This is a genomic window from Thioalkalivibrio denitrificans (assembly GCF_002000365.1).
GTDB lineage: Bacteria > Pseudomonadota > Gammaproteobacteria > Ectothiorhodospirales > Ectothiorhodospiraceae > Thioalkalivibrio_A > Thioalkalivibrio_A denitrificans.
Map to the genome: position 1 here is coordinate 1 of NZ_MVBK01000062.1, position 17,956 is coordinate 17,956.

Sequence of the window (17,956 nt, forward strand, 5' to 3'; positions counted from 1 at the left end):
TGATCCCGGGCACGGACAGGTCGGGGAAGGCGCGGGTCTGGGCGGACTCGGCGAGCACGCTCAGGGGTGAGACCAGCGAAAGACGCTGGCGCACGCCGTCGCCGCCGCCCTCCAGGGCCTCGAGCGCCCTGATCACGCCGTGCACGCACGCGTCGCCCGGGAGTGCCTCCAGATCAAGGCGTGTACGCCGGCCCACCACGTCGGGGGAGAGCGGCTCGCGGCTCTCGAACTCGATCTCGAACCGGTACTCGGCGCTCAGGCCGTAGTCCTGAGCCGTGAAGCCGAGCACCGAGAGGGCGTCGCCTTCGTGGCCCTGGACCCAAAGGCCGTACTGGGTTTGTGCGGCAGTGGCGCCGGAGGCAAGGACATCGACGACGGACTTGGCTGGCGTGCTCATGGGTGACTCCTGTCAGCAGGTGCGAATTCAGGCCCGGGCGATGCGCGGTTCGGGCGTTTCCTCCCCGGCGGGGGCGGCCTCCACGAAATCGCAGGCCAGTCCGCCGTGCTCGTCCAGTTCCAGGCACAGGGCCTCGGGTAGCCGGTCCTCGGTCATGCGCTGCAGAAGCTCCCGGGCGATGCCGGGCAGCAGGCGCCGCTCGATGAGGCTGCTCACGGCGCGCGCGCCGGTGTCGCTGCGCCGGCACTGGCTGCCGAGAAGCGCGAGCACATCGGGCTGGCAGTGCAACGCAATGTCGTGCTGCTCGGCCAGACGCTGGGCCAGCGCGTCGAGTTTGAGCGCGACCACGTCGCTCAGGGCCGCGTCGTCCAGCGGGTAGTAGGGCACCACTTCAAGGCGCCCGACCAGCGCCGGAGAGAGGCGACGGGTGAGCGCGGGGCGAATGGCTTCGAGCACGGCGGAGGCGGTGGGGCGCGGGGGCGCTTCGGCTTCGTCGGCATCGCCTTCGGCGGGCGGCTCGCACAGGGCCATGATCTGCTCGGCGCCCAGGTTGGTGGTCATGAAGATCACCGTGTTGCGGAAGCTGATCTCGCGGCCCTCGCCGTCGCGCATGATGCCCTTGTCGAACACCTGGAAGAACAACTCCATCACGTCCGGGTGCGCCTTCTCCACTTCATCGAGCAGCACCACCGAGTAGGGCCGCTGGCGCACCGCCTCGGTGAGCACGCCGCCCTTGCCGTAGCCCACGTAGCCCGGCGGCGAGCCCTTGAGTTGCGAGACGGTGTGGGACTCCTGGTACTCGCTCATGTTGATGACGGTGAGGAAACGTTCGCCGCCGAAGAGCAGGTCCGCCACGGCGTGGGCCGTCTCCGTCTTGCCGACACCGCTGGGACCTGCCAGCAGGAACACGCCGAGCGGTGCATGGGGTGCGCGCAGTCCGGCACGTGCCGTGCGCAGCCCGCTGGCGATGATGCCCAGCGCCTCGGGCTGGGAGACCACGCGTTCGCCGAGGCGCTCCTCCAGGTCGGCCAAGACGGCGGCGTCATCCTTGAGCATCCGGCCCACTGGCACGCCGGTCCACTCCGCCACCACCGCCGCCACGGCGGCGGCGTTCACCTCGGGATAGGTCATGGGATCGTCGCCCTGCACCCGGGCCAGTTCCTCGCGGCCGCGGCTGGCATCGGCGGCCTCCTTGGCGCCGCGGATGCGCTCCAGCACCGTCTGCTCGCGGTTCCACTGCCCGCGTGCGGCCTCCAGGCGTTCGCGGGTTTCCTCCAGTTCCGCGCGGAGGCGTTCGACGGTCTTTTCATTGACCGACGCGCCCTCGGTCCGATCCGCCTCCAGCTGTGCAAGACGGCGCTCGATGTAGGCCAGGTGCTCGCGCTCGGCCTCCACCGTGCGCGGCGTGACGGCCTGGGCCATGCACACGCGCCCGGCTGCGGTGTCGAGCAGGTCCACGGCCTTGTCCGGGAGCTGACGGCCGTTGATGTAGCGCATGGACAGGCGCACCGCGGCCTCCACGGCCTCGTCGGTGACGTGCACGCCGTGGTGGCGGGCGTAGGTGTCCTTGATGCCGCCGAGCATGACGATGGCCTGCTGCTCGTCGGGCTCATCCACCTTGACGAGCTGGAAGCGCCGCTCAAGTGCCGAGTCGCTCTCGAAGTACTGCTTGTATTCGCTCCAGGTGGTGGCGGCGATGGTGCGAAGCTCGCCGCGGGCGAGCGCGGGCTTGAGCAGGTTCGCGGCATCGCCCACGCCGGCGTCGCCGCCGGCGCCGATCAGGGTATGGGCCTCGTCGATGAACAGCACCACCGGCTCGGCGGCGTGCTTCACCTCGTCGATGACCTGCTTGAGGCGCTTCTCGAACTCGCCCTTCATGGACGCGCCCGCCTTGAGCAGGCCGAGATCCAGCACGCACAGGCGCACGTTGCGAAGCATCTCCGGCACGTCGCCCTCGGCGATGCGCAGGGCGAGCCCCTCCACCACGGCGGTCTTGCCGACGCCCGGGTCGCCCACCAGGATGGGGTTGTTCTTGCGCCGCCGGGTGAGGATGTCGATCACCGAGCGGATCTCTCCATGACGGCCGAGCACGGGATCCAGCTCGCCCGCCCGGGCACGCGCCGTCAGATCCTCCGTGTAGCGGGCGAGTGCACCGGTCGCCTCCGGGGCCGCGGCGGCGGAGGTGGTTGGCGCACTGCGCGACGCAGGTTCGGCCGGCGCCGCCTCCTCGCCCTCCACGGAGACGCTGGCAAGCCAGGGGAGCGACTGTCGGCAGGCATCGGCGGGGATCTCCGCCAGTCGTTCAAAGGCCGTGCCGCGAAGGCTGGGCGCCCACTGCACCAGCACGTCCAGCAGCGCCGCCGAACGGATGCGGGACTCGCCGAAGGACAGCGATGCGCCCACCCAGGCGGTCTCCAGCAGGTTCGCCAGGCGCGCGGAGAGGCGCGGGCGCGACTGGCTGGCGGCGGGGCGGGTGGCGAGATCGTCGATCAGCGCCTGCCAGAAGGCGTCCACGTCCACGCCCAGGCGCGGCAGCATCTGGTCCAGATCGCCGTGGCCGCGCTCCAGGCACTTGAGGATCAGGTGCTCCACATCCACCTCGTGGTGGGTGCGGGCGGCGGCCAGCGCCGCGGCACCCTCCAGGGCCTCGGCGACGAAACCGTTGAGACGCTCGATCAGCGCCTTCATGTGGCTGGTGGTCATGCTGCACTCCTTGTCTGGGCCTGGCCGTTGGCTTCGGCCATGCGATAGGCGGTTCCCGGTATGCGGACCGGATACGGTCGCGCGCCGCCCTCGGCGCGACCGAGCCAGACGGCGCAGCCGAGCACGAGCCCGGCTTCGCCCAGGCGGGACTCGCCGCCCTGCGGCGCCATCACGAGAAAGACGAGATCAAACGGCAGCGCCGGGCCGAGGTAACGGCGTGCCAGCGCCGACAGGCCCTCACCGCGCTCGGCGCCGGGCAACAGGGGGCGCACCGCATCCAGCGGCACGGGCCCGATGCGCAGCGAGATCCGCCCGGCACAGTCCAGCACCCGGTCGCCCAGCATCGTGTCCTGGCCAAGGCGGCAGCCGCCGCCCCCCACACGCGTGCGGTCGGCCAGCGGCACCCACACGGGCTGGAACTGACGCACCTCCACGGGCATGCCGCCCAGCCACTCGGACACCATGCCCTTGAGTCCGGCGGCGGTGCGCCGCCGCGCACCGAAGAGCCCGGCATAGGCCAGCGCGCTCTCGCCGCGGCCCGCGCCGCTGCCGGCCATGGCCGTGAGGTAGCGCAGAAAGGGGCTGTCGCGGTCCTGTGCGTGCACGTGGGGCCGGTACTTGCGCCAGGCGAGATACAGCAAGGCGTAGAAGCGGTGGCTGAACAGGTCGAGGAAGCGGCGCAGGACCCGGGCCTCGGCGTTGTCGCCGGCGGCGAGATCCAGGAAGTAATGGGGCAGCGGCGCATCCACGCCGTACAGACCCATGAAGCCCAGTTCGACACGGATGCGTTTTCCCTCGGCACGGCAGTCAAGCACATCCGAGGGCGGGAAACTCTGGTCGGGGCCCGGCGCGAAATGCAGCCAGCGGTCCACCGGCGCGCCGGGCAGCCCGCGGTCCAGGCAGGCGCGCTCCAGGCGGCGCACGAGCTGGAAGAACGCGTACTCCCGGGGCGCGAACGCCAGGGACTCGATCAGATCGGCAGACTGTTGCCGAACCTTGGCGTCCATAGCATCTCCCGGTTGGACGGCTGGCGCAGGATGCGCAGCCGCGTGAAGGTGTTGAGGCTGGCGTACTCGGCGAGGAAACGCTCCAGCACCGTACCGAACAGATAGAGGTCGGCCTCGGAGCGATAGAGGGATTCCGTGGCCGTGATCTCGAGCTCCACGCCGTGCAGCACGGCGCCGCGGCGTACCACGTCCACCGGCGAGACCTCCAGCCTGGACAGACCCTCGATGCGACGCGCGTTCTGCGGCGCGCCCGACCAGTCGAACAGCCCGAGCAGCCTGCGCAACCCTTCGGCATCGCGAATGCTCTCGTAGGAGAGCGCCATGAAGTTGATCAGCGCCCAGTGCCAGTCACGCCGCTCGGGGGGCGCGAGCAATGGCGTCGGACGCGTGCGGTTGCGCAACTCCAACCCACCCGGCATGCCGGGGCCCGACTCGCTCAGCGATCCCTCGAAGAGGAAGCGCCGGGGGTAGCTGCCGTTGTGGGCGAGGATGTCGCAGGAGAGTGTCTCCTGGGCATCTTCCAGCTCCGCATCCAGGCCGATCCAGGTGTCCAGGTGCCGGTCGAGCCCCATGCGCGGCGTCGCCTGGAAGTAGCGGGCGCGCGACCCGGCATGGCCGCGGGTGGACAACGGGCGGTATTCCCGCCGCTCCCCCGTGCGCGCGTCGATGCCGGTCAGCGAGTCGACGCGGAACACCTGCACGGACTCCCGCGCCGAGGCGTCCGCCACCACCTTGTACTCCCCCCGACGTTCGTCGCGGCGCATGGGTTCGGAGGAAGCCTCATAAAGATTGACCACCGGCACGCAGTGAAGGCGCAGGGTGTCCTCGTTGACGTGGTGGTCGGGGGGCAGCAGGTCGCGCACATGCAGTTCGAGGCTGAATTCCCGGTCCGTCGCCTCCAGCCACTGCGCGGCATCGAGGCGCACACGCAGGAACTGGAACTTTTCGCGGAAGTGGAAGTAGTCCTGCAGCAGGTGGAAGCCCGAGAATGCGCACCCCTCCAGGGGTGTCATAGGGGCGTTCCAGAGGGCCTCGTCGAAGCTGACGCATTCCTGCCCGCCGAGGCGGCGGCGCACCGTGCGCCCTTCGCGCTCGAGCACCACCTCCACCGCCTCCAGGCGGGTGGTGAGCAGATGCAGCAGGGTGAGCGCAAGCGCCGCATCGCCGCCCACGTGCAGCACAAGCGATTCAGGGCACCAGTTGCGCACGGAGGTGGCGGGCAGGCGCTGCACGTCGAGAATGACGCGGGTGCCGCCGGCACGCCGTTCCTCTGCGCGCACGTCCGCCAGGCGCAGGGGCGTGAGTTCGAGATCCGCCACGGTGCGGAATCGGCACACGGTGTGTTCATCGCCCACCGCCTTGGATTGCACAGCCGCGCCCGCCTCGATGGTCATAGGCGGCTTGGCGCCGACGCCCGGTGCGCACTCGAGGATGCTGCACGAGGGATAGGCGCGCAGGGCGTCGGGCCAGAGCTGGTTCAGGAGCGTCGCCGAGATCTCGGGGATGTCGTCGTCGATCTTCTGGCGGATCTGCGCGCTTAGAAAGGCCATGCCCTCCAGCAGCCGCTCCACGTAGGGGTCGCGCCCGGAAGGGTCCGAGAGATTGAGTCGCCCGGCCTGCTCCGGAAACGCACGGGCAAAATCCCGCGCGGCCTCGTTGAGCACGCGCATCTCGGATTCGAAGTAGTCCTTTCCGTGTCGATTCATTTGTGAGCGACGTCCTTATGCTGGTCGACTTCCCGTTGCATCCTAAGCGGCCATGCAGCCGTCATTGATCAACCGCGTCTTTGGGGCTCGAGATGGAGCCCAACAACCGCGCCAGGTCCGACGAGTCGAAGCCTCGCGCCAGGATTTCGAGTACGTTCAGGCGATTTTCATGGTCGACGACAAACATCCTGGCGCTCAGATGCGTGCCCGTATCCGCCACGTAAGCCGAGGCTGAATCGGATACGTAACGGGCTGGATTGCTGCCCGTAGCAAATAGGAGCCGGCGCGTTTCGAGCGCGTCCTGCCAAAGAACATGTTCGGACGATGCCTCGGGAGGCGGCGCCTCGGGATTGGCACCAAACACCAGATCGAAATACCTTCTCGGGTCTGCATTGACGACTCCGAGAATCTCGTCAAGGAGGTTCGCATAATCCTTGCCTACCCATGCAATGCTGATACGTCTGTCGCCCGGATAGTCGAGTGCCATGATATAGGGTCTGGGGTCCGTCACTTGGTCCTGGCTCACCGAGATTCTTTCAAATCCGAGCGGAAGGTGGAGTGAGAGCTTTCCCAGGACAAAGGCCACCCTGTCTGCCTGTTCGGCCACGGCCGGCCATTCCTTGTCGATGGCCGGGAACCCGGTACGCACAGCGACATTGGCAATTACTTCCCCGCCCGACCCAAGAGCCACCAAGCCCATGATTAGAAGGCAACATATTCTCCCTCTCACGCGAGTGACCTCCGCGCACATTCCGTTACCGGAACCAGGTTCTTTCGGATCTCTTCAGCAGACACAGGGTTTTCTTCCTCGTTAAGCATTGAACTGCTCCTTACCCATGTCATGTGCCGGAAATGAAGATTGGGGAACGGTAGACCCGCAACGCATGGCTGGCGCATCCCTGAAAATCCAACCGATTCTCCTTGATGAGTTTGTTCGTCGCCCTCAGGCATCGCGCGAGAAACCCACGCCCCACCATGGCGCACGGCAGGGAATTGAAGAGCTTGGTTATTCGACCGTGACAGCGGTGAATTTCCAGCAACATCTTTTCGGTCAAGTGCAGCGTTTCTCGTGTGGGACTAAGGCGCTCAGCGTCGCTCCCATAAAGCGTGACCAGTATTTCTTTGAGTTCTTTACTGTCTTCCGGTGACAACGACATCAGTGGGCCTCCTTGACCTCCACGGAACCGATGATCGCCTCGATCACTCCGGACGGAAGATTACTTCCCAGTATTCTCACGACGAAGTCTGGCTGACTACTGAAGGTGACTGTGGCATCAACGGTATTGTCACCGACACCTATGTCGGCAACGTAGGCTGTGACCCCGTTTCTTCGAAACACCCTGGCGTTCTGCATGCCTTGGTATCGAAGACGCTTTTCAAGTCTCGCGGCCTGGTGCACGGCACCGGCGTCGTCCGAAGGTCTCTCCAGGTAAATGAGGCGCGGGTAATCGATCATTCGATAACCGGCCACCTCGAACGATTTTCGAGCGTCGCCCAAGGGCACTTGCTCATAGCTCTCGAGGGCGAGGGCTATTCGGTATTTCTCCGCATACCTGGCCACGGCGGTTTGTTCGGGCAGAATTGCGAGACTGTCCCAACCATCAGGGATGGTGACCTGAAACATACTGAAGGTGAGCGTTCGCCCGTCGATCACCCTGTTCTCCGGCCATGGGGCCTCGCTGGCGATGTGGTAGCAGTGCGGACACTCGGCGTCCGCGAACGCGCTCGGGGGCACCAATATCAGGTAAATGCCGATAAAGATCATCGTGCGGATGGCGGTAGTCATGATGTCGTCTCGCATTGCGTGCGTTCATTCTATCCAGTTCATTCGCCGACGGTCGTGCGCCCTTCGCGCAGGAATCGGCTTTCGAGCCTGACATGCTCTCCAGAAGGCATCGTGCCTTCGATGTTCAACTGTATGACGGCTTCGCCGTGATCGGGCGCATCGCACTGGATGCGCACGTTCCTGAGCCGCGGCTCATAGGCGTCTATGCAGTGCTTGACCTCCCGCGCCAACCGCTCCAGCGAGTGCGGGATGTTCAGGTAGATGTCCGAGAGATCCGGCAGGCCGTATTCAGGCTGGTGCACAAGCGTGCCCTGGCGCGAATTCAGCAGTCGCTCCAGGTGAATGCGCAGGCTGTCGTGCAGCGTTGCGCGCTTGCGCGTGCCCTCCCCCGCGGGCGGGGACAACAGTGCATCCAGCAGATCCGTGGCCTGATGATCCATGTTCATGTGATGACGCGATTGAATGAGTCCGGTGGCGCGGCACGCGGCCGCGCCACCGGGTCCATCAACGGCCCTCCACCCAGGAGTCCTGGAACTCGATGTTGCCGTCCACGTAGGTCCAGGTAATGCGGCCGTAACGCATGGCCACCTGTTCCAGGTGCGGATAGCGCTCCTTCTCCAGGTCCTTCACGTTGTGCATGGTGGGCGCCACGGACGTGACCTTCACGTCTTCAAGGCGGTGACGGAAGTACTCGCGCTCGGTGCCGCTGTCGTCGATGCGGAACCAGCTGATGATCACTTCCTTCAGCGTCTGACCGTTGCTGCAGGCCTTGTAGAGATAGGGAGACGTCTTGTCGAAGGCCTTGATGAAGGTCAGGGGCTCGTGCTTGCGGGTGCCGGTCAGGGCGCCCGTGTCCGAGTCCGTGGGGATGCGGATCTGGTGATCGAACTGCAGCACCTCCACGGAACCATTGCGGCCGGCGATCTGCACCGGGCCTTCGATGGTCGCGCCCTGGTCGTCACGAATGGTCAGATAGGCAGGGATTGCCATGGGTTACCTCCATTTATGTCCATGTCAAGTTTCAAGTGGCGAGGCGGCAGGGCCACCCCGCTTTCGGTCGGCGGAGCCACCGCACCCCGAACACCGGGCAGTCGTACGACGACCACCGGGGTCCGAAGCGCCAATGGCGCCTCCGGTCATACAGGGCCTCATGCCCTGCGTCACTGCAGCCGGCCATCCGACACCGGCATCGGCCCTGACCTTGTGCGTCCCCGGGCCCTACAGGCTCCCGGGCACACGGCCGGTACAGAACTCAATCTCGTGCTGGAATTCGTCAGGCCGTTTCCTTGGGCATCTGGGCCACCAGCGAAAGGCGCACGTTCACGCCCTCGATCTGGAAGTGCGGCATGACGAACAGGTTCACTGCATAGAACCCCGGGTTGTCCGCGATCTCCTGCACGCTGACCTTGCCGTCGCGCAACGGATGCGTGGCGATGAGCGCGGCGTCCGGATCCTTCATCTTGGTGACCAGGGTCTGGAGCCAGTCGTTGAGCTCGTTCTCCAGCTCCTGACGCGGCTTCGAGGCACCGATGTTCTCCCGTTGCAGCACCTTCAGGTAATGGGAGATGCGCGAGACCAGGAAGATGTAGGGCAGCCGCGCATTGATGCGGCTGTTGGCCGTCGCTTCGGCGGTGCTGTACTCCGCGGGCTTCTGCACGGAGTTGGCCGAGAAGAAGCAGGCGTAGTCGCTGTTCTTGTAGTAGCTCAGGGGGATGAACCCCAGGTTGGCGTATTCCAGCTCGCGCGTCTCGGAGATGATGAACTCCGTGGGGATCTTGGTCTGCAGTCCCTGCCCGATGTCGTACTGATGCACCGGCAGGCCTTCCACCTTGCCGCCCGACTCCGGGCCGCGGATGTTGACCGCCCAGCCGTGCTTCTTGAAGCTCGCCGCCATGTTGGCGGCAAATGAGAAGGCGGCGTTGCCCCAGAGATAGCGGTCGGAGTCCTCGCCCACGGCGTTTTCCGAGTAATTGAAGGTGCGCACGGGGTTGGCCTCGCCATAGGGCAGGCGCAGCAGGAAGCGGGGCAGGGTCAGCCCCACGTAGCGCGCATCCTCGGTCTCGCGGAAGGCGTTCCAGCGGATGAACTCCGCCTTGTCCATGTAGCTCGCCATGTCGTTGATCCGCGGCAAGTCGGAAACGCGCTCCTTGCCGAAGAACGACGCGCCCACGCCGCCGATGAAGGGGCAGTGGCACGAGGACGACACCCGGGAAATCTCGGTGAGCAGGGTGATGTCCTTCATGGAGCTGTCGAACTCATAGTTGGAGATGATCGCCGAGATCGGCTCTCCACCCGGAGTGTCGTATTCCTGCACGTAGATGTGGCGGTACAGTCCGCTCTGGGTGGTGTCGGGGGAATCCTCGAAGTCGTCCTGCAGGTCTTCCTTGGTGGCGTCGAGAAGCTCCACCTTCACATTGCTGCGGAAGTCGCAGCGGTCGACCAGGAACTTGAGGCTGCGCCACGCGGACTCCACGCGCTGGAATTCCGGATGGTGCAGGACTTCGTCCAGCTGGGCGCTGATCAGGCCGTCCACCTGCGCGATGTACTCATCGAGCAGCCCCTTGTCGATGCGTTCCAGGCCCGTGCGGCTGCTGGCGCCGGATAGCAGGCGCAGAAAGACCTGCAGGCCGGCGGTGACGCGTTCCTCTTTCGGCGCATCGGCCATCTTGCCGGCATCGCTGAACCGGTCGAGACTCACCGGCCCGGACAACGGCTCGATATCAGCCAGGCCGCAGAGACGCTCGTAGACGCTTTGCGTGGTTTCGAGTGCCTCGGTTTCCTGGCGCGCAACTTGTTCCTTGACGCTCATGGTCTGGTACCTCTCTTGATGTCGCGGCGGCGGATTCAGCGGTCTTCGCCGCCGGTGCCGTTGTCGGTTTCAGCGGCGGCGAAGGAATCGACCATCGCCTCCAGCTCCTTGGAAAGACCCTCGAGTTCCGGCTGGGTCTGCACGATGCGCTCCAGCTCACGGCGGAAGCGGGTGTTGTCGAGCAGGTTGGACTTGAGGTCCTTGAGCAGATTGCGCATGGCGATGAGGTTGGCCAGCTCCGGCACCCGGCTCGCCACCGCCTCGGGAGAGAAGGACTTGAGGTTCTCGAAGCTCAGGTCCACGGTGAGATCCGCGCCGTCGTTGCCGATGCGATCGGGCACCGTGTAGCGCACCGAGGGCTTGAGCTCGGACATCACCGATTCGAGGTTGTCGCCGGAAATGTTGATGCGCTCACGCTCGCCGATGCGGCCCGTGCCCTTGCCGTTGCTGTAATCGCCGACCACCAGCATCTTGAAGGGGAGATCCACCTTCTTGCTGGCGCCGCCGGTTTCGACGTCGAGTGTGATGTTCACGCGCGCCTTGGGGATTTCGTTCTGGAAGCTTTGTGCCATGGGAGGCCCTCCTTTGCTTCGTAAGTAATGACGGTTCAGACCAGTTCCAAAGCCCGCGTCGGGTTCAATCCCGCGATCAGGCGCTCGCACTCCTCGACCACCGCGCCGGGGTGCATGCCTCCCTGCGCGACACCATTGCCGTTGCTGGTCTTTCTGAGCGCAATGGCCGCTCGCCGCAGCGACTCATAGAGCTGGGTGCCTACCTCGGGGTCCCACTCCATGACCTGCATCCCTTCCACACGGCGTTTGAGTTCCATCAGCAGTCCGTAAGCCACGTGGGCACGCTTCGCCCCGAGGCAAAGCTCCGCGCGCAGCAGATCGATGCGGCAGCGTTCCCGGGCGGTGGCCGCCGGCACGGCATCCAGCAGCGCGAAGGCGCGCCCGAGGTCCGGCTCGGCGCGCGCCTCGGAAAGGCGCTGCGCGAAGCTGTCGCCGGCATCGGTGTGCGCCTGCCCCCGGCCGCGCTGTGCGTCGAAACCCGCCAGCCACGCGCGGGCGGATTCGCCGGCAAAGGGGCCGCCGTCGGCGAAGTGCAGCGTGAGCACGGCAGGGAGGCGACGTGCAAACAGGGCGGCCTCGCCCTCGATGTAATCCTTCAGCGCTGCATCCGGAATCCCTGCCGCCAACTCGGCGAGACGCTGCTGGAGATCCAGGGACCACTGGAATCCCGGCTCGAACATCAGCCGCGCAGCGACCACATAGGCCTCGCGGGCGTCGCCGTCGCGCGCCGCGCCATCGATCTCCGTCCAGGCCCCTTCGCGCGGGGGCGCAATGCGCGTCACGCCGTTCTCGTGGGGCGGCTCGTTCAGAGCGCCCCAGCGCACGGCGCGGGCAAGGGCCGCCGCCTGCAACAGCAGCCCCTGGTCCAGCAGGGCGTCGTGCAGGACACGCCCATGGGCCAGGAACTGCTCCTGGGACAGGTCGCCTTTGGGCGGGGGCCCCAGGATGGGCGCATCGGGCACCGGCACCGACGCGGGGCTTGCCGCCGACCCGGCCCCGGGTGTCGGGTCGGCGGGGCGGTGTTCCTCCAGCCAGCGTGTCGCCGCGCTCCACCCGGCAGGTTCGTCCGCGTCGCTCTGGATGTGCTCGGCGCACAATCGGGCGATGGCCTCCAGGCTCTCGTCCAGGCTCTGCCATTGCTCGGGCCTGAGATCAGGCGCGGCGGCGCCGAGCAGGGCGTCCATGCGTGCGCTGTTGAGCCAGGCGACGGCCGCGGCCCGCTGGACGGGTTTGCGCGGATGCAGACTGTCCGCGTCCTGGGCCAGGACGCTGCGATAGACCAGTGCCGCGGTCATCAGGCCGCTGGCGCCAAAGCGCGCCACCAGCGCCAGTGCCAGGTAACCGGCAATGCGCAGGTCCTTCGCCTCGTCGGCGAGAAAGGCCAGCGATGCCTGGACCACCCGGCCCAGATCCGCCCCCTGCAGCTTGTCGATCTCCTGCTTGATGTCGACGAAGCTGTCCCGGTAGCGGGGATCTTCGTCGGGCTGCCCGGTCGCCAGCGGCGCACAGGCACCGCGCACCGCCGCCAGCATGGGCGCGAGATCCGTGGACTCGAAAAGCGCTTCCGGTTCCATGCTCAGTGCGGCCTCGACCAGTGGTACATGAGTTCCAGCAGCGTGCAGCTTGGCAACTGGATGGCGCCCACCGGTGCCGCCGCTTGGGAGATGTCGCCCTGGAAGTGGGTGGTGACGTCCATGGTGGTGCCGTCATGGCCGCCCAACCCCGCCAGCGCCATGAAGTAGGACGGCGGCGGCGGACGGAAGAACACGGTGATCTCTCCCGGCAGCTCGGCCTGGCTCCAGCGCCAGAAGGCGTGCGCGCGCCAGGGGCGGTCGCGAAACAGCGCATCGAACAGCGACAGCCAGAACAGCACGCAGCGGTGGCCCATGCTGCGCGGTCCGATGGGCAGGCGCACACCCCAGTTGATGCGCGCGGCACCGCGGGTGAGCAGCGTCTCCCTGAGCCGCAGGAACCCCGTCGTGAAATCGCGCATGCGGCGGGCGGAATCGCCCGCAAACCAGTGTTCCCCGAGATCGTCCGTGCGCGAAGCGCGCAGAGTGTGTGCGACATGCTCGAGCATGGCAGCACGGCTTCTTCGCGCCTCGCCCTCGTGCAGGGCGGCGAGGCCCTGGTCGAGGTTTTCGCGCCCCGCGTCGTTCGGCAGGCTCCGCCACCACTGCTCGGCGGCCTCCTGGAAACGGCCGAACATGTCCGCGTAGACCGAGGTCATCTCGGTGCCGCCCGTCGCGTCCGCGGCCCGATAGATCACCGCCGGATAGGCCCGCCCCGCACGATCGCGGCTGGGCACCAGAAGGCCCGCGCACGCGGGCAGCTGTTCGTCGCCCATCCACAGGAATCGCGTCGCCGGGAAATGCAGATCCCCGGCCGAGCCGGCGCCGTTCATGCGCCGGCCAAGGATGTTCATGCCCTCCTGCAGCCATTCCACCAGGCTCCTGCCCACGGCGTCCTGGTGACCCACGCGCACGAAGTCGTCCCGGCCCGGGAGCTTGCCGAACAGCCGGGGGGCATCCGCGGCCTCGCGGCGCTGCGGGATGGCGGGTTGTCTGGCGAACAGTTCCTTCCACATGGCGCGCCTCTCACTCCGCCCTTGACAGGGCGGCCTCGCCGAAGGGGGAGGACGGCAGCCGGAAACCCGCGAACAACCGTTCCTGGATGAAGTTCTGCTGCCGGTCCGCGCGCAGCCGGAAGCGGATCTCGTGGCGGTTGCCGGCGTTGTCCTGCAGCCGCCACTCGGTGGCGTAGACGTCTCCGCTCAGGTTTTGCAGGTTGGCCTCGGAGAGCAGGCGGAACAGACCCCACACGCCGTCCACCTGGCGCTCGGCGCTGTAGCGCCCGGTGTGATCGAGGCCGCGGATGCGCGCACCGAACGCGCCGGTTTCTCCGGGCCAGACGAAGCGGCGCCACTCCTGGGGTTCGTTTCGATAGCGGTAGGTCTGGCCGTTGCTCTCGAACACCACCTCGCTCATGCCCGGCGTGGGGATCGGGTAGAGATGGAACGTGACCACGGGTTCACGGCCGCCGCCCGCGAACAGGCTGGAGGAGACGTTGCGGGCCCGCTCCAGGCCGGTGAAGAACTGGGGGCTGAAGCGCGGGCCGATGCCGATCCAATCTCGTGCGCGCCAGCGCCCCTGCTGCTCGTGCATGAAGGCGGAGAGATTCTCGCCGGCGAAACGCCACAGGATGCCCTGATCGGGGTGGAAGAAATCCACCACGTCCACGATGGCGGCATCCTCGCCGCGGGGGTCGAAGGGGAAGCGGTCGGCCAGGCGGCGCTGGAAGGGCTGCGTGACCGCATTCTGCCATTCGCGCTCGATGTCCCTGGAGGCTTCATGCACGACGGTGCGCCATGCCTCGCGCACCGGGGAACGGAACAGCGGCTCCACCATGCGACGCGTGCCCGCGTCGATGCCGCTGAACAGGGAGGAAATGGTCACCCAGCTCTTGTAGAGCTCGGTGTCCAGCGCACGGCCGGAGAGCAACGCGGCCGAGTACAGCCGCGAGTCACGCGCCGGGTCGGACGCGGAGGCGAGCGCCTGAAGTTCGCCCTGGACAGCGCTGAGCAGGGCCAGGTACTGGCTCATGCGCTCGCTGACGGGCTGCTCCTCCATGGGCGTGAACACGCGGCGGATGTCCTGCAACGGCCGGTCCAGTTCGGGCACCACGGCCGGTTCGGAGCGCCCGGATGCGCCAGCCGCCTCGGCGAGCACCGCGGTGTTGCCGGCAGGCTCCTGAACGTAGAGGTTCTGGGCAATCCAGCGCGCCACCTGGGCCAGCGGTCCCTGGACGTCGGAGAGCACCAGCAGGTCTTCCACGGCGCTGTTGAGGCCGGAGAGCCGACCGACCCGCAGGCCGCCGATAAAGCCCGTCCAGGTTTCGCGATACTCGTCGAAGTAGAACGCGCGCAGCCGGCGCGTCAGCTCTTCCGCCAGCTCCCCGGAGTTCTCCACGGGGTGATTGCCCGGCAGGCGATCACCGTCGATCACCCAGTCGCCCTGTGTGGCGGCAGTGACGAGGGCGTCGATCTCGCCGGAGATGAATTCCTGCCAGGCGGCGTGGGTGTACATGCCGTGCACCGACACCTGGGAGCTGACCAGGTGCGCCCCGCGACGGCCGATCACCTGGGTGAGCGGGATCTCCGCGTAGCGGGCGCGCGCCTTGCGCGTCACCTGGGCGTAGAGATACTCGGGGCTCGGATCGGTGGACAGGTGCGTGCGCGCCACGCTGATGAGGGTCTCGTCGCGTGGCGCGGTGGCAAAGTCGCTGTCATCCACCGCGAAGCGTTCCATGAACATGGCCACCAGCGCGGCGGCGGGATCGTCACCGTTGCGCGGCGCCCCTTCGGCAGCATCGTTGGCGGGACCCTTGTCCGGGGATACCGGGGCGAACCCCGCAACGGACCACAGATCCTTGAGGGCCGCGGCGACCTCGTCGCGGTCCATGCGCTCGCGGTCGGTCATCATCAGGTAAAGGCGGAGGGTGTCGTAGTAGCGCTGGCGCAGATCGTCGCGCGCCGCCGCATCCGCCTCGGCCCAGCGAGCGGAGACGCTTCCCAGACGATGCTCCAGCACCTGCACCGCCTCGCTGTAAAAGGCCCTGTGCATGGCGTGCACCATCGCCTCTTCGAGCGGCTCCACATGCCGCCCCGCACGGTAGGTGCCGCCGCGCAGGCGCAGGGGCCGATGCGCCTCGTAAGCCAGCAGGCGCTGGTGATGGGCGGAGGCGTCGAGCAACGCCTTGCCCGCCTGCGCCGGCTCGACGCGCGGCGACAGCACGGCCTTCTCCAGACCCTCCAGCACGGCCTGACCCTGGTGCAGCAACACGGCATTGGCGGTGTATGAGCCGGCCAGCACGAAGGAGACCAGCGTGACCGCGGCGATGCCGGCCACGGCGGTCAGCGCCTTGCCGATGCGATGCCCCCAGAGGAGCTTGCGGGTGCGCGCCACGGCCTCCCGGTTGGGGAAGATCACCCGCGAGAACAGGTCCTTGATGAAGTAGGCGCGGCTCTCGGTGGCGGGCGCACTCTCGCTGTAGCCGAAGGCGTCGCTGAGCGAACCGATCACGCGCTCCAGCGGCTTGCCCTCCTGGGTGCCGCTGGTGAGGTAGACGCCGGAGAACTCGGGCATCTCCTGGTAGGGATTGGGTTTGAACAGCAGGGTGACGAAGTCGCGCAGCCGCTCGCGCGCAGCGCTCAACTGGTTGGGGAAATCGAACACCTCGGCCTTGCGGTCGAGGCGGCGCTGCAGGGCCAGCTTGTGGAAGCGCTGGCCTTCCAGGCGCGTCTGGAGCGACTCGATGTGGGCGTCGAACTGGGCCGCGAGATCGGTCTCCTTGTGGCGCGGGTCGAGGAAGAAACCCCACACCTGTTCGCGGTCGTTGGCGCCCAGATCCTCGAAGTAGGCGGTAAAGCCCTTGACCAGGTCCACCTTGGTGAACACCAGGTAGACGGGGAACACCAGCTTGAGCGTGGTGATCAGTTCGTTGATGCGCTCGCGGATGATCTTGACGTGACGCTCGAGCTGCGCGGCGTCGGCGGTGAGGATGTCGGGCATGCTCACCGCCACGATCACGCCGTTGACCGGACGGCGCGAGCGGTACTTGCGCAGCATGCGCAGGAAGGCCATCCATTCCGGGTGATCCTCGGACTCCGTGGTGTAGCGTCCGGCGGTGTCGAGGATCACCGCCTCGTCGGAGAACCACCAGTCGCAGTTGCGGGTGCCGCCGAAACCCTGGATGTGCTGGTCGCCGTGCTGCGCATAGGGGAAATGCAGCCCGGAGTTGCGCAGCAGCGTGCTCTTTCCGGCCGCGGACGGACCGATGATCATGAACCAGGGCAGCGCGTAGAGCGCGGCGCTGCCGCGGTGCTTGATGCCGAGATCAGATGACTTCAGCGCGCTGATGGCCTCCTTCATCTTCTCCTGCAGGGCCTGGATGTCCAGCATGTGGGAGTCTTCGGAAGCGAGTTCCCGGCCCAGGCGTGCGCCGCGGCGGCGCACGATCAGGAAGCGCACGAGCTGGTAGATCAGCACGCAGGCGATCAGCGCGCCGATGAGCAGCAGGCGGCCCTGGGCGCTGGTGAGCCCCAGGATCGGCCCCAGCAACCAGATGAGCGCCACCAGCGCGATCAGGCCGAAGGCGATGCTGCCGGCCCGGCTCAGGATCAGCGGCGCCAGAAGGGAGATCGCGCGGTTCATGGGTCACCTCGCTGCGGCTCGGCGGCTGCTTCGGGCTCGGGTTGCGACACAAGCTGCGGCGCAGGCGCGTGCACCGGGGCACTGGCGATGGCGGTGACCAGGGTGTCCACCTGCGCCACGCTCTCTCGCGCGAGCGTCTCGGCGCGCACGGTGTAGAGGCTGTAGGCGCCCACCACCAGCGCGGCGCTGATGCTCACGATGGCCCAGTAGGGGACGTCGCGCTGAACCCGCGCCATGAAGCCCTGGTTCGGGATGCCGGCGGGCGAGAGCTTCGGCTCGGCGGCGCCGCGATGGGTCTCGATCTGGCTGCGCAGGTCCACCTGCAAAGCCATGAGTTGCTCCACGCCCCGGATGCGGTAGATCCCCTCGAAGCCGAGCTGGAGGCACACGTAGTAGAGCTCCAGCACATCCAGGTGGCGTTCGGCATTCTGGCGCAGCGACGCAACACGCTCGAAAAAGCGCTCGCCTGCCAGGTGGTCGCCGAAGAACTCGATCTGCAGGGGCTTGTCCATCCATGCCTTCCGGCCCGGCCAGTCGGAGGAGAGCACCGCCTCGTCCACGAAGGCTGTGAGCGCGTACTTGGCGTCCTGCACGTCCGACAGCGGGAGTTGCAGCTCGAAAGCGCGGCGCTCGAGCATGTCGAACCCCGCCAGCAGCGAATCGCGGAAGCTGTCGGGCAGACCGGCACCACGATCCTCACAGCGCAGGCGCGATACCAGGCTGAACAGGTTGGCACTGCACTCGAGGTAAGGATTCAGCATGGG

The 17,956-nt window shown here is 67.0% G+C and carries 15 protein-coding genes; 1 reads left to right on the plus strand and 14 read right to left on the minus strand.

Annotated features, from left to right (window positions below; all coding sequences use genetic code 11):
• The 5 genes from B1C78_RS10975 to B1C78_RS10995 all read right to left on the minus strand — a co-directional run.
• The coding region (locus B1C78_RS10975; RefSeq protein WP_139349900.1) for a hypothetical protein at positions 1-397 on the minus strand (397 nt) is incomplete at its 3' end.
• Positions 398-424: 27 nt separating this feature from the next.
• Positions 425-3,100 carry a type VI secretion system ATPase TssH gene (gene tssH, locus B1C78_RS10980; protein ID WP_077279215.1) on the minus strand — a complete coding sequence of 892 codons (2,676 nt, stop codon included), beginning with the start codon at positions 3,098-3,100 and terminating at the stop codon, positions 425-427.
• Positions 3,097-4,107 (minus strand): type VI secretion system baseplate subunit TssG, encoded by a 1,011-nt coding sequence (tssG, locus tag B1C78_RS10985; RefSeq protein ID WP_077279216.1) that lies wholly within the window; start codon positions 4,105-4,107, stop codon positions 3,097-3,099. The genes tssH and tssG overlap by 4 nt, the downstream gene beginning before the upstream one ends.
• The gene (gene tssF / locus B1C78_RS10990) at positions 4,071-5,813 is read right to left on the minus strand and encodes a type VI secretion system baseplate subunit TssF (RefSeq protein WP_077279217.1); all 1,743 of its coding nucleotides are present in this window, start codon (positions 5,811-5,813) and stop codon (positions 4,071-4,073) included. The genes tssG and tssF overlap by 37 nt, the downstream gene beginning before the upstream one ends.
• A 61-nt stretch (positions 5,814-5,874) precedes the next feature.
• Positions 5,875-6,420, minus strand: a complete 546-nt coding sequence (locus tag B1C78_RS10995) for a hypothetical protein (RefSeq protein WP_139349901.1) — start codon at positions 6,418-6,420, stop codon at positions 5,875-5,877.
• A 277-nt stretch (positions 6,421-6,697) separates the two neighbouring features.
• On the opposite strand from B1C78_RS10995, the gene B1C78_RS17430 reads away from it, so the two are divergent.
• Entirely contained in the window at positions 6,698-6,961 is a 264-nt protein-coding gene (locus tag B1C78_RS17430) for a hypothetical protein (RefSeq protein ID WP_139349902.1), read from the plus strand.
• An 8-nt stretch (positions 6,962-6,969) separates the two neighbouring features.
• On the opposite strand, the gene B1C78_RS11005 is transcribed toward B1C78_RS17430, so the two are convergent.
• The 9 genes from B1C78_RS11005 to icmH form a co-directional block, all read right to left on the minus strand.
• Positions 6,970-7,599, minus strand: coding sequence for a hypothetical protein (locus tag B1C78_RS11005; protein WP_139349903.1), 630 nt, complete (start codon positions 7,597-7,599; stop codon positions 6,970-6,972).
• A gap of 38 nt (positions 7,600-7,637) precedes the next feature.
• Positions 7,638-8,045: a type VI secretion system baseplate subunit TssE gene (gene tssE / locus B1C78_RS11010; RefSeq protein ID WP_077279221.1), complete on the minus strand. Its 408-nt coding sequence runs from the start codon at positions 8,043-8,045 to the stop codon at positions 7,638-7,640.
• A 58-nt stretch (positions 8,046-8,103) separates the two neighbouring features.
• On the minus strand, positions 8,104-8,589 hold the full coding sequence (locus B1C78_RS11015; RefSeq protein ID WP_077279222.1) for an Hcp family type VI secretion system effector: 486 nt from the start codon (positions 8,587-8,589) through the stop codon (positions 8,104-8,106).
• Positions 8,590-8,872: 283 nt separating this feature from the next.
• Positions 8,873-10,408 carry a type VI secretion system contractile sheath large subunit gene (tssC, locus tag B1C78_RS11020; protein WP_077279223.1) on the minus strand — a complete coding sequence of 512 codons (1,536 nt, stop codon included), beginning with the start codon at positions 10,406-10,408 and terminating at the stop codon, positions 8,873-8,875.
• Between the two features lie 35 nt (positions 10,409-10,443).
• Complete coding sequence (tssB, locus tag B1C78_RS11025) at positions 10,444-10,980, minus strand: type VI secretion system contractile sheath small subunit (RefSeq protein ID WP_077279224.1); 537 nt, start codon at positions 10,978-10,980, stop codon at positions 10,444-10,446.
• A gap of 35 nt (positions 10,981-11,015) precedes the next feature.
• On the minus strand, positions 11,016-12,554 hold the full coding sequence (locus B1C78_RS11030; RefSeq protein WP_077279225.1) for a TssA family type VI secretion system protein: 1,539 nt from the start codon (positions 12,552-12,554) through the stop codon (positions 11,016-11,018).
• Between the two features lie 2 nt (positions 12,555-12,556).
• Entirely contained in the window at positions 12,557-13,567 is a 1,011-nt protein-coding gene (tagF, locus tag B1C78_RS11035) for a type VI secretion system-associated protein TagF (RefSeq protein ID WP_077279226.1), read from the minus strand.
• A gap of 10 nt (positions 13,568-13,577) precedes the next feature.
• Positions 13,578-17,192, minus strand: a complete 3,615-nt coding sequence (gene tssM / locus B1C78_RS11040; protein WP_077279227.1) for a type VI secretion system membrane subunit TssM — start codon at positions 17,190-17,192, stop codon at positions 13,578-13,580.
• Positions 17,189-17,953, minus strand: a complete 765-nt coding sequence (gene icmH, locus B1C78_RS11045; RefSeq protein ID WP_077279228.1) for a type IVB secretion system protein IcmH/DotU — start codon at positions 17,951-17,953, stop codon at positions 17,189-17,191. Before icmH ends, tssM begins: the two co-directional genes overlap by 4 nt.
• Between the last annotated feature and the right edge of the window lie 3 nt (positions 17,954-17,956).

Excerpts from the sequence above, each read along its gene's own strand:
- tssH (WP_077279215.1), bottom strand. The coding sequence starts at position 3,100 with ATGACCACCAGCCACATGAAGGCGCTGATCGAGCGTCTCAACGGTTTC.
- tssG (WP_077279216.1), bottom strand. The coding sequence starts at position 4,107 with ATGGACGCCAAGGTTCGGCAACAGTCTGCCGATCTGATCGAGTCCCTG.
- tssF (WP_077279217.1), bottom strand. The coding sequence starts at position 5,813 with ATGAATCGACACGGAAAGGACTACTTCGAATCCGAGATGCGCGTGCTC.
- B1C78_RS17430 (WP_139349902.1), top strand. The coding sequence starts at position 6,698 with ATGGCTGGCGCATCCCTGAAAATCCAACCGATTCTCCTTGATGAGTTT.
- B1C78_RS11005 (WP_139349903.1), bottom strand. The coding sequence starts at position 7,599 with ATGACTACCGCCATCCGCACGATGATCTTTATCGGCATTTACCTGATA.
- tssE (WP_077279221.1), bottom strand. The coding sequence starts at position 8,045 with ATGAACATGGATCATCAGGCCACGGATCTGCTGGATGCACTGTTGTCC.
- B1C78_RS11015 (WP_077279222.1), bottom strand. The coding sequence starts at position 8,589 with ATGGCAATCCCTGCCTATCTGACCATTCGTGACGACCAGGGCGCGACC.
- tssC (WP_077279223.1), bottom strand. The coding sequence starts at position 10,408 with ATGAGCGTCAAGGAACAAGTTGCGCGCCAGGAAACCGAGGCACTCGAA.
- tssB (WP_077279224.1), bottom strand. The coding sequence starts at position 10,980 with ATGGCACAAAGCTTCCAGAACGAAATCCCCAAGGCGCGCGTGAACATC.
- B1C78_RS11030 (WP_077279225.1), bottom strand. The coding sequence starts at position 12,554 with ATGGAACCGGAAGCGCTTTTCGAGTCCACGGATCTCGCGCCCATGCTG.
- tagF (WP_077279226.1), bottom strand. The coding sequence starts at position 13,567 with ATGTGGAAGGAACTGTTCGCCAGACAACCCGCCATCCCGCAGCGCCGC.
- tssM (WP_077279227.1), bottom strand. The coding sequence starts at position 17,192 with ATGAACCGCGCGATCTCCCTTCTGGCGCCGCTGATCCTGAGCCGGGCC.
- icmH (WP_077279228.1), bottom strand. The coding sequence starts at position 17,953 with ATGCTGAATCCTTACCTCGAGTGCAGTGCCAACCTGTTCAGCCTGGTA.